11 protein-coding genes and 1 pseudogene are annotated in these 10,198 nt (G+C 67.5%); 7 read left to right on the forward strand and 5 right to left on the reverse strand.

The window, feature by feature from the left end; translation table 11 throughout:
• Both AB4Y84_RS05300 and AB4Y84_RS05305 read right to left on the reverse strand, forming a co-directional pair.
• Positions 1–260: pseudogene (locus AB4Y84_RS05300) on the reverse strand (DUF2867 domain-containing protein); the annotation flags it as partial.
• An 11-nt stretch (positions 261–271) separates the two neighbouring features.
• Positions 272–583: a metalloregulator ArsR/SmtB family transcription factor gene (locus tag AB4Y84_RS05305; RefSeq protein WP_025873922.1), complete on the reverse strand. Its 312-nt coding sequence runs from the start codon at positions 581–583 to the stop codon at positions 272–274.
• A 131-nt stretch (positions 584–714) separates the two neighbouring features.
• Between AB4Y84_RS05305 and AB4Y84_RS05310 the strand changes: the two genes are divergently transcribed.
• The 6 genes from AB4Y84_RS05310 (at position 715) to AB4Y84_RS05335 (ending at position 6,422) form a co-directional block, all read left to right on the forward strand.
• The gene (locus tag AB4Y84_RS05310) at positions 715–1,308 is read left to right on the forward strand and encodes an NMCC_0638 family (lipo)protein (protein ID WP_336025771.1); all 594 of its coding nucleotides are present in this window, start codon (positions 715–717) and stop codon (positions 1,306–1,308) included.
• A 186-nt stretch (positions 1,309–1,494) separates the two neighbouring features.
• On the forward strand, positions 1,495–1,962 hold the full coding sequence (locus AB4Y84_RS05315; RefSeq protein ID WP_313252008.1) for a DUF2975 domain-containing protein: 468 nt from the start codon (positions 1,495–1,497) through the stop codon (positions 1,960–1,962).
• The gene (locus tag AB4Y84_RS05320) at positions 1,962–2,186 is read left to right on the forward strand and encodes a helix-turn-helix domain-containing protein (protein WP_025873919.1); all 225 of its coding nucleotides are present in this window, start codon (positions 1,962–1,964) and stop codon (positions 2,184–2,186) included. The genes AB4Y84_RS05315 and AB4Y84_RS05320 overlap by 1 nt, the downstream gene beginning before the upstream one ends.
• 62 nt (positions 2,187–2,248) lie before the next feature.
• A complete protein-coding gene (locus AB4Y84_RS05325; protein WP_442249848.1) occupies positions 2,249–3,787 on the forward strand; it encodes a TerC family protein in 1,539 nt (512 codons plus the stop codon).
• Between the two features lie 82 nt (positions 3,788–3,869).
• Positions 3,870–5,006 (forward strand): metallophosphoesterase, encoded by a 1,137-nt coding sequence (locus AB4Y84_RS05330; protein ID WP_442243931.1) that lies wholly within the window; start codon positions 3,870–3,872, stop codon positions 5,004–5,006.
• A 141-nt stretch (positions 5,007–5,147) separates the two neighbouring features.
• Positions 5,148–6,422 carry an MFS transporter gene (locus AB4Y84_RS05335; protein WP_033832073.1) on the forward strand — a complete coding sequence of 425 codons (1,275 nt, stop codon included), beginning with the start codon at positions 5,148–5,150 and terminating at the stop codon, positions 6,420–6,422.
• 4 nt (positions 6,423–6,426) lie between these two features.
• On the opposite strand, the gene AB4Y84_RS05340 is transcribed toward AB4Y84_RS05335, so the two are convergent.
• Positions 6,427–7,374 carry a nucleoside hydrolase gene (locus AB4Y84_RS05340; RefSeq protein WP_442243846.1) on the reverse strand — a complete coding sequence of 316 codons (948 nt, stop codon included), beginning with the start codon at positions 7,372–7,374 and terminating at the stop codon, positions 6,427–6,429.
• Positions 7,375–7,528: 154 nt separating this feature from the next.
• On the opposite strand from AB4Y84_RS05340, the gene AB4Y84_RS05345 reads away from it, so the two are divergent.
• Positions 7,529–7,867, forward strand: a complete 339-nt coding sequence (locus tag AB4Y84_RS05345; RefSeq protein WP_312786881.1) for a hypothetical protein — start codon at positions 7,529–7,531, stop codon at positions 7,865–7,867.
• 51 nt (positions 7,868–7,918) lie between these two features.
• Here the strand turns inward: AB4Y84_RS05345 and AB4Y84_RS05350 are convergent, their stop codons facing one another.
• The gene (locus AB4Y84_RS05350; RefSeq protein WP_312112709.1) at positions 7,919–8,638 is read right to left on the reverse strand and encodes a GntR family transcriptional regulator; all 720 of its coding nucleotides are present in this window, start codon (positions 8,636–8,638) and stop codon (positions 7,919–7,921) included.
• Between the two features lie 104 nt (positions 8,639–8,742).
• Positions 8,743–10,110 (reverse strand): SLC13 family permease, encoded by a 1,368-nt coding sequence (locus AB4Y84_RS05355; protein WP_442243845.1) that lies wholly within the window; start codon positions 10,108–10,110, stop codon positions 8,743–8,745.
• Between the last annotated feature and the right edge of the window lie 88 nt (positions 10,111–10,198).

Consider the following 10,198-nt stretch of genomic DNA (forward strand, 5'->3'; position numbering starts at 1 on the left):
CCGGCACCCACCACGAAGCTGTACAGCGATGACGGATCGCCGTGCTGCAGGTGCATGCCACCCAGCCGTGCCGAGGGCTCGTCCAGCGCATCGATGAAGGCCGGGTGGTGGCGCTGGCGCTGGCTGGCATCGCTCACCAGCGCATCGCCGCCACCGATGCCGAGCTGCGCGATCAGGGTGACTTCCACCGGGCCACCACCGTCGTGTGCCGGAAGCTGGATACTCGGGAACGAACGGCTGGTGCGGGTCGAACCGGGCATCGCAGTGCTCCTCAGCGGGCGGGTGTCTTGCGGCGTGCGCGCGCTTCGCGCTTCAGCGGGCCGCCGACCGGACAGACTTCGGCAGCCCAGGAAAACAGCGTGTTGGCCAGGCGGTCGGGCACCTGCCGGAAGTACACGAACTGGCCGCGCTTCTCGCGTTCGATCAGGCCGGCGTCTTCCAGGATGCGCAGGTGGCTGGAGAGTGCCGGCTTGCTGAAATCGAAGCGCTCGGCCAGCTCGCCCGCGCTGAGTTCCCCGGCGCTGAGGTAGGCCAGGATCTGCCGGCGTGCGGTGGAGGCCAGGGCTTCGAAGATGCGATCCATGGTTGCAGTTAACTAATTCGTTAACTGATGTTCCCCCTGGTGGCAGGTGATGTCAAGCGCGGGCGTGCCCGTTGCGTACTGCCTCCCGGCTTTGTCATCCTCCCCGCTGTTTTCCGTTCCGTGGAGTTCCGATGCGCCCTGCGCCCTGGCTGATCGCTGGCCTGCTGCTGCCGATCGTGGTGATGGCCCAGCCTGCGCGTGCGCCGAAGGCACCGGCGCAGGATCCCTTCAGCGAACTGTTCGACACGGCCTGCATGCAGCACATCGGCGCGCCGGCGCGGCTGCAGTCGCTGATGGATGCCAATGGCCTGACGCCGCTGCAGCCGGCCGAGGCCGCCACGCTGCTGCAGGGCCAGCCGGGCATGGCATGGATGGTGCCGTTGGCCAGTGGCCGCTATGCGGTCAGCTGGGCCGACGATGGCACCTGCACCGTGTATGCCGAGAAGGCCGACCCGGCAGTGGTGCAGAAGGGCTTCGCGCGGCTGATGCAGGCCGCACCGAAGCCGCTGCAGATCCGCTCGCTGCCCTCGCGCGGTCCATTGTCCGGCGACCAGGTGGCGATCCAGTACGGTTGGGCAACGCCGGGCGAAAGCAAGCTGCGCGTGCGCTTCCGGCTGGTCACCCGGCAGGCCGCCGAGGCGGGGGTGCAGGCGATGGCCTCGGCCTCGCCGGGCGAGGCGATGCTCGAACAGGCCGCGCCGCCTGCACCGCCGCCCGCCCGGTAGCGCTGCCGGAGTACACGCGATTCAGCCAACAGCCCGGGGATGTGATATATCGTTTATCGATAAATCCACCCCGGGGCGGCAGGGCCGCTCCACATCGGAGGCTGCTTGACCGCTCGTCCCGCCCGCGTCCTTCCTGCGCGCGGCTTGTTCACTCTGGCCCAGACCGCCGTGCAGGCGGTGCGCGCGATGTGCTGGCTGGGCATCCTGGCCGCGCTGCTGGCGGTGCCGCTGGTGGCCTACGACCGCAGCTGGCTGCTGGACAGCGTGCACGACGCGCAGGCCGCGGCCATGCACGGTTCGCATCTGTTCCTGCATTTCTGCGTGGGCCTGGCCGCCATCGTTGCGCTGCTGGTGCTGTGCCTGGTGTTCCTGCGCCACTTGGCGCGGCTGCTGCGTTCTGCGGCCAAGGAACGCCCCTTCACCCATGCCAATGCCGTACGCCTGCAACGCATGGCCTGGCTGATGCTGGCGATGGAGGTGCTGTCCATCGTGATCGGCCTGTACGCCAGCTGGATGGGGCCGGATTTTGCGTGGATGGAGGTGGGCGGCGGCATGTCGATCACCGGCCTGGTGGCCGTGCTGATGCTGTTCGTGCTGGCGCGCGTGTTCACCGTCGGCGCCGCGATGCGCGACGATCTGGATGGCGTGATCTGATGGCGATCGTCATCACTCTGGACCGCATGCTGCAGCAACGCGGCATGACCTTGTCCGAGCTGGCCGGTCGCATCGACATCACCCTGGCCAACCTGTCGATCCTGAAGACAGGCAAGGCGCGCGCGATCCGCTTTTCCACCCTCGATGCGATCTGCCGCGAACTGCAATGCAGCCCCGGCGACCTGCTCGGGCATGACCCTGCACAGGCGCAGGATGCGGATTGAGCCTGGCTGCGCCGCGCGCCTGCACCGCACCACTTCCCCCTTACTGACGAAACGGACCTGAAATGGAATGGTTGGCTGACCCCTCGATATGGATGGGCCTTGCAACCCTGGTCGTGCTGGAGATCGTTCTCGGCATCGACAACCTGGTGTTCATCGCGATCCTGGCCGACAAGCTGCCACCGCACCAGCGCGACCGCGCGCGGGTGATCGGTCTGGCGCTGGCGCTGCTGATGCGGCTGGTGCTGCTGGCTGCRTTGGCCTGGATCATGAAACTGACCGAACCACTGGTCACGCTGCTGGAGCACAGCTTCTCCGGCCGCGATCTGATCCTGCTCGGCGGCGGCCTGTTCCTGCTGTTCAAGGGCACCATGGAGCTGCACGAACGGCTTGAAGGGCGCGAGCATCACGAGGACGGCAAGAAGGTCTATGCCAGCTTTGCGATGGTGGTGGCGCAGATCGTGGTGCTCGATGCGGTGTTCTCGCTGGATTCGGTGATCACTGCGGTCGGCATGGTCGACAACCTCGGCGTGATGTATGCGGCGGTGACCATCGCGATGGTGCTGATGCTGCTGGCCAGCAAGCCGCTGACCCGCTTCGTCAACAAGCACCCGACCGTGGTGGTGCTGTGCCTGGGCTTCCTGCTGATGATCGGTTTCAGCCTGGTGGCCGAGGGCCTGGGCTACAAGATTCCGAAGGGGTACCTGTACGCGGCCATCGCGTTCTCGATCCTGGTGGAAGCGTTCAACCAGTGGATACGTTTCAACCGCGAGCGCAACGAGCAGCGCCAGCCGTTCCGCCAGCGCAYCGCCGATGCAGTGCTGCGCCTGCTGGGCGCGCGCCAGGCCAATGGCCACGATGAAGAAGAAGCCGATGAACGCGGCAGTACCGAAGAACGCCTGCAGCCGGCCGAGCACGAGATGATCCGCAGCGTGCTGGGCCTGGCTGACCGCCCGGTTTCGAGCGTGATGACCGTGCGTGCCGACGTGCAGTGGATCGACATGGCGCGCGGTGACGACGACGTGGTCGCACGCCTGGTGGCGTCGCCGCATACGCGGATGCTGGTGGGCGACGGTGACCTGGACAGCCTGCGTGGCGTGGTGCAGAGCCGCGACCTGCTGGCCGACCTGCTGCAGGGCAAGCCACTGCAGCTGGAAGGCAACCTGCGCGAGCCGCAGTACGTGCTGTCCAGCGCCAGTGCATTGCAGGCCCTGGAGCTGATCCGCCAGCACCCGGTGCCGCTGGCGGTGGCGGTGGACGAGTACGGCAGCGTGGAAGGCCTGGTGACTGCCAATGACCTGCTGGCGGCCATCGCCGGTGACCTGGCCGATACCCAGGACGAGCGCTATGGCGTGATCGCACAGGGTGAGGACTGCTGGGACGCCGACGGCGCGCTGACCCTGGACGACCTGCAGCGGCTGGCCGGCGTGTCGCTGCCGCGCAGTGCCGACTACATGACCATCTCCGGGCTGGTGCTGGAGCAACTGGGGCGCCTGCCCGACATCGGCGACACGCTGGAGGTGGCCGGGATCCGCATCACCGTGCTGGCGATGGAGAAGCGGCGCATCACGCGGTTGCGGGTGGAACGCCTGCCGGAGGCGTGACGATGGTAGGGCTGGGCCCATGCCCGGCTCTATCCATTGCCATCTTCTGCCGTCACCATAGCGGGCCTGTTTGCCGTTCTGGATTGTCGTAGTGCTGAGTACGATTGGTTTTCTGATGGGCCTGTATGTGGCCTGGCGCCTGTTCTGGCCACTGCGCCTGCCCGTCTGGTTGAAGGTGGTGCTGTCCGTCCTGCTGGTGGCCATTGCCGTGCAGCTGCGCATCGTCGCCAGCTTCTGGGGCACGATGGCCTCGCCGGAAATTCCGAAGATGGCCATTGCCACGCTGGCCACCGGTTCCACCGCCGTGCTGCTGCTGGCCCTGGTGTTGCTGGTACTGGACGCCGGCCTGTTGGCTGCGCGCCTGCTGCGCGCACCGCGCGCCCTTTCCGTACTGCGCAGCAAGGCGCTGCGCCCGTCTGCCGCGGTGCTGGCGCTGCTGCTCAGTGCCTTCGGTGTCAGCCAGGGCATGGCCGTACCCAAGCCACGGCAGATCGAGGTGGCCATCAGCGGCCTGCCGCAGGCCTTCGATGGCTACCGTGTGCTGCAGCTCACCGACATCCACGCCAGCCGCCTGCTGACCGGCGACTGGGTGCGCCAGGTCGTGGCTGCAAGCAACGCACTGCAACCGGACCTGGTGGTGATCACCGGCGACCTGATCGACGGCAGCGTGCAGGCGCGCCGCAATGATTACACCCCACTGGCGGACCTGCGTGCGCCGGACGGTGTGATCGCCATCACCGGCAACCACGAGTACTACGCGCAGTACAGGGAATGGATGCAGGCCTTCCGTGCACTACACATGCAGGTGTTGGAAAACAGCCACACCCAGGTGCGCCGTGGCGGGGCGGCACTGACCATCGCCGGCGTCACCGACCCCGTGGCTTCGCGCTATGGCCTGCCACTGCCCGATCTGGAGGCCGCGCTGGCCGGTGCCGACCTCGCCGCACCGGTGATCCTGCTCGACCATCGGCCACGCAATGCACGCGAGGCCGCTGCACGCGGGGTGAAGCTGCAACTCTCCGGGCACACCCATGGCGGCCAGATCATCGGCATGGACCAGCTGGTGAAGCGCGCCAACGGCGGCTTCGTTTCCGGCCGCTATGCGGTGGATGGCATGACGCTGTACGTGAGCAACGGTGCCGGCCTGTGGGCCGGGTTCCCGGCGCGCATCGGCGTGCCGTCGGAGATTACGATGATCACCCTGCGCCGGGCGCCGTGATGTGGTGGGGTCGGATCCCTTTGCAGATAGCAAAGGGCTCTGACCCCGTTTGCCAAGGAGGGCGACCATCCACGCATGGCGTGGATCCACTGCATCGTCACCGCCTTCATGACACGCTGCGGCCATGAAGGAAAGCACGCAATGACCGCAGGACGGCAGCGCTCGATGTGGGTGGCCGGCCTGTCCACGGTGGTGGAGTGGTACGACTTCACCCTGTACCTGTACTTCGCCACGGTGCTGTCGCGGGTGTTCTTCGGCGGTGGCGAAGAGGCGATGCTGGTCACCCTGGCCGGCTTCGCGGTGTCCTACCTGATGCGTCCGCTCGGTGCGCTGTGCTTTGGCCACCTGGGCGACCGGCTCGGCCGGCGCTGGATGCTGCTGGCCTCGATGGCGTTGATGGCCGCGGCCATGCTGGCCACCGCGTTGCTGCCGACGGCCGCTACGGCCGGTGCGACTGCTGGCGTGTTGCTGTTGATCCTGCGCTGCGTGATGGCGTTTTCCGTGGGCGGCGAATACACCGGCGTGGTCGCCTATCTTCTGGAAAGCGCGCCGGCACGACGACGTGGTCTGGTCACCTCGCTGGCCTCGGCGGCCAGCGAAGTCGGCGCGCTGCTGGCAGTGGCCATCTCCGCGCTCACCGTGGCCCTGCTGCCTGCGCCGCAGCTGGACAGCTGGGGCTGGCGGATCCCGTTCTTCTTCGGCGCGGCGCTGGCACTGGTGATCCTGATCGCGCGTTCGGGCATGCACGAATCGCCGGAGTTCGAACGGCAGCGGCGCGAAGGCAGCATTCCGGCTACGCCGCTGCGGCATGTCCTGCGCAACCATCCTGGTGCGGTGGCACGCACGTTCGCGATTTCCGCACTGGGTTCGATCACCTACTACGTGGGCATCACCTATGTGCCAGCATTCCTGCACGCACAGGGGCACGACGAAGGTGATGCGCTGTGGCTGTCGACGATTGCGGCGGTGGCGGTGATCGCGATCACCCCGCTGTGCGGGGCGCTGTCCGATCGCTTCGGGCGGCGTCCGCTGCTGCTGGGGCTGACGGTGCTGGCGGCGCTGCTGCCGCTGTCGATGTTTGGCTGGATGGCGTCTGCTGCGCCGTTGGGCATCGTGCTGGCAGCGGTGAGCCTGGCCTGTGTGGCCGGCGGTATCAGTGCGGTGGCGGCACCGGCCACGGCCGAGCAGTTCCCTGGCGAGGGCCGGGTCAGTGGTCTGGCGCTGGGGGTGACCATGGCCACCGCAGTGTTTGGCGGGGCGACGCCGTGGTTGGCGCAATGGTGGGTGGAACGCAGCGGTTGGGCGGCGGCGCCGGGGGCGATGATCGCGCTGGTGGCGGTGCTGGTGCTGCCGGTGCTGTGGACGCTGCCGGAGACCGTGCCGAAGACCCGCCCCGTGTCCCGGGGCGGGCAGTGAGCGCTTAGACCTTCAGGGTCTGCTCGATGTCGGCCAGCACTGCGGCCGCATCCACGCCGATGGCGATGGACTGCAGCACGTGACCGTCCCACACGCTGGGGCCGAAGCCCATGCCTTCCGGCTTGGGAATGGTCATGCCACGGGCGACGCCGTCGGTGGCCACGCGCACGCTGGCGCGCTCGAACTGGAACAGCTCCGAGCGGGTCAGGGCGATGCAGGCGCAGCAGTCGTGCACGACCATGCCCTTGTGGCCGGCCTGCAGATAGAAGTCGACGTAGTCCTGCGACAGGGCGCGCACCAGTTCGGCATCGGCGCCGCCGATCGCGGCCAGCTTGTCCAGACCGTCGCGGTTCATCTCGACGCGGGTGGTCACGTCCAGGCCGATCGCGGTGACCGGCCAGTGGGCGGTGAACACGATGTCGGCCGCTTCCGCGTCGCCCCAGATGTTGGCCTCGGCCGCCGGGGTGATGTTGCCGTTGACGTGGAACGCACCGCCCATCAGGACCACGCCACGCACCAGGCCGGCGATGTCCGGGGCCTGCTGCAGGGCCAGCGCCAGGTTGGTCATGCGGCCGACCGCCACCAAGGTCACTTCGCCCGGATGGGCGCGGACCAGATCGATGATCAGCTGGTGGGCCGGACGCGCATCAGCGGCCACATCCAAGGCCTCCGGCACCGGATGGTTGCCCAGGCCGTTGTGGCCGTGGATGTGCACCGGCCAGGCTTCCGGGGTGGCTTCGGGCTGCAGCGGGCCACCGGCGCCGCGCGCGACCGGCGCGGACAGGCCCCAAGCCTGCTTCAGGTACAGCGCGTTGTGGGTGGTCGACTCCACCGAGGCATTGCCGAAGGTGGTGGTGACGCCGATCAGGTCGATCTGCGGGTGCTTGTGCAGGTATAGCAGAGCCAGCGCGTCGTCGACGCCCGGGTCGGTATCGAAAATGACTTTCAGCATGTTGTTGTTCTTCTTCTTCCGTGTGGTGCAGGGGGGCCGGCGGCCCCGAGGGCAGGCCGGCGCGCCCCACATTGTCCCATCTTCATGACAGGCAGGGCGAACCGGCGGCGGTGGTATCGTCTGCGGGCCCGAACCCGTCGCAGGGAGCTGCGCCATGCTGGCTGTGACCCTCGTCCTGATTGCCCTGGTGCTGGGGCTGAACCTGGTGGCCAGCTTCGTGGTGCTGGGCCGCGACGACCTTCCCGTCAGCAGTCGCGCCGGGCAGCTGCTGGTGGTGTGGCTGCTGCCACTGGTCGGCGCGATCGTGTGCATGGCGATGGCCACCGCCGATGGTTCGCCCGCGCGCGCTGATGGCAGCAGCGGTGGACCGGCCGATTTCTCCGGGGGCTATTCCGGAGACAGCAACAGCCACCACAGCTACAGCAGTTCCGACTGCAGCAGTGGCGACAGCGGTGGGGGCGGAGACGGCGGCAGCTGTGGCGGCGGCGATTGAGGCGAGGTCATGCCCCGGTAGTGCCGGCCGCTGGCCGGCAACCCCATGAACTCAGCTTCCGCCTTCGGTCGGCAATGGCGCAGGCACGTTCAACAATCCGCCGCTGGCCACATACGCGGCCAAGGCCTGGCCCTGGCTGAGCAGGTGGCGTTCCATCGTGCGTTCGGCGGCTGCAGCATCGCGCTGGCGGAAGCAGTCCATCAGTTCGCGGTGTTCGGCCAGCGACTGCGCGGTGCGGCCCGGCGCCAGCAGCTGGCGGCCGCGATGCATCTTCAGGATGCGGTGCAGGTCGTGGGTGATGCGGATCAGCCACGGGTTGCCGGCGTAATGCTGCACCGTCTCGTGGATGAGGTAGTTGTTGCGGTAGTACTCGGCGATGTTGCCCTCGGCGGCGGCCGCTTCCATCGCCGCGTGCAGTTCTTCCAGCTGCTGCACGCCGGCGTCGTCGATGTGCTTGACCGCTTCATGCGCACAGCGGCCTTCCAGCATCGCCATCACCGGGAACAGCTGGTTAAGGTCTTCCAGGGTCAGCCGGGTTACCCGTGCGCCGCGGCCGGCATCGATCTGCACCAGGCCTTCGGCAGCGAGCAGCTTCAGCGCTTCGCGCAGGGGCGTACGGCTGATGGCCAGTTCCTCGCACAGCGCCGGCTCGTCGATCCACTCGCCCGGCGGCAGGCGGTAGTCGTAGATCCGCTCGCGCACGTGTTCGGCCACCTCCTCATACAGAGGGGCGCGCTTCTTCGGAGGACGCGGAGCGGGAGCGATGGTCATGCGGAAAGTGTAACGCCAGGTAGTGCCGGCCGCTGGCCGGCAACCCGTGATCGCTCGACGGATCCACGAGGTTGCCGGCCAGCGACCGGCACTACCGCAGGCATTTACATCCAGCCCGGCACCACGAACACCAGCCACGCCAGAAGCGGGCCGAATGCCACCACCAGGCCGCTGTAGACCAGGAAGCGGCGGAACAGCGTTTCGCGTTCTTCCTTCGCGGCCGAGGCCACCACCAGTGCGCCGTTGGTCGAGAACGGACTGACATCGACGATGGTGGAGGAAATGGCCAGCGCGCAGATCACGCCAGCGGCACTGAGATGGCCCTGCATCAGGAACGGCACCGCCAGCGGAATGGTGGCGCCCAGCACCGCTGCTGACGAGGCGAACGCGGAGACGATGCCGCCCACGTAGCAGACCAGCAGCGCCCCCAGCAGCGGGATGCCGATGCTGGAGACGCCGTGGCCGATGAAGTCCACGGCACCGGCATGTTCCAGCACGCCGATGTAGGTGACCACGCCGCAGATCAGCAGCACGGTGGACCAGCTGATGCCGTCCACCGCACCCTTCTGGCTCTGCGGGGACAGCAGGGCCAGCACCACTGCAACGGTGATCGAGACCAGGCCGACGTTGAGGTTGTAGATCAGTGCGGCCACACCCAGGCCGAGCAGGCCGATCAGGGTGAACAGCCGCTCGCGGGTCAGGCCCACCGCATCCAGTGCCACCGGATCGTTGGACAGGGTGCCACCACCGGCTGCGACCAGGGCACCGTGGCCTTCGATGGCGAACTGCCTCGATGAGGCCTGCGGACCGCCGGCCATGGCCAGTTCCGCACTGCCGAGCGCACCTGTCGCCGTGATCGAACCGCGACGCAGCAGCGCGATGCCGCCGAAGGCGAAGAAGCAGATCGTGGCCATCATGAAGTTGAAGCCGAGGCTGGTCAGGAACACCGCCATTTCGGTGACTTCCAGGCCTGCCTTCTGCACCACGCCATTGGTGATGCTGCCGTACACGCTGATCGGCGAGAAGCCACCGGCCTGCGCGCCATGGATCACCAGCAGGCCCATCATCAACGGATTGATGTTGTACTGCTTGGCAAAGCGCAGCGCGACCGGGCCGATGATCGCAACCGCGGCAGGGCCCAGCGCGCCGAAGGCGGTCAGCACGGCGGTGATCACGAACATCACCCACGGGATGGCCACGATATGGCCGCGTACCGCTTTCACCGCCCAGTGCACCAGCAGGTCGATGGTGCCGTTCTTCTGCGCGATGGCGAACAGGTAGGTGATGCCGACCAGGGTCAGGAACAGGTCGCCCGGGAAGCCGGCGAGAACCTCCTTGCCCCCCATGTCGACCCAGAGCCCGCCGACGATGAAGGCCAGTGCGAAGGCGACGGCGCCCATGTTGATCGGCATCGCGGTGGCGACGATGAACATGATCACCAGACCGATGATCGTTGCAATTTGTGGAGTCATGCGCCCTCCCAGACACCTGATTCGCGTGTTGCACGGATGGAGGCCCGCCATCCCGGGGTATGGCCTGTTACGTACCATACCCCGGGAT

This window comes from Stenotrophomonas sp. 2YAF22 (genome assembly GCF_052114665.1).
Taxonomy (GTDB): Bacteria; Pseudomonadota; Gammaproteobacteria; order Xanthomonadales; family Xanthomonadaceae; genus Stenotrophomonas; species Stenotrophomonas indicatrix.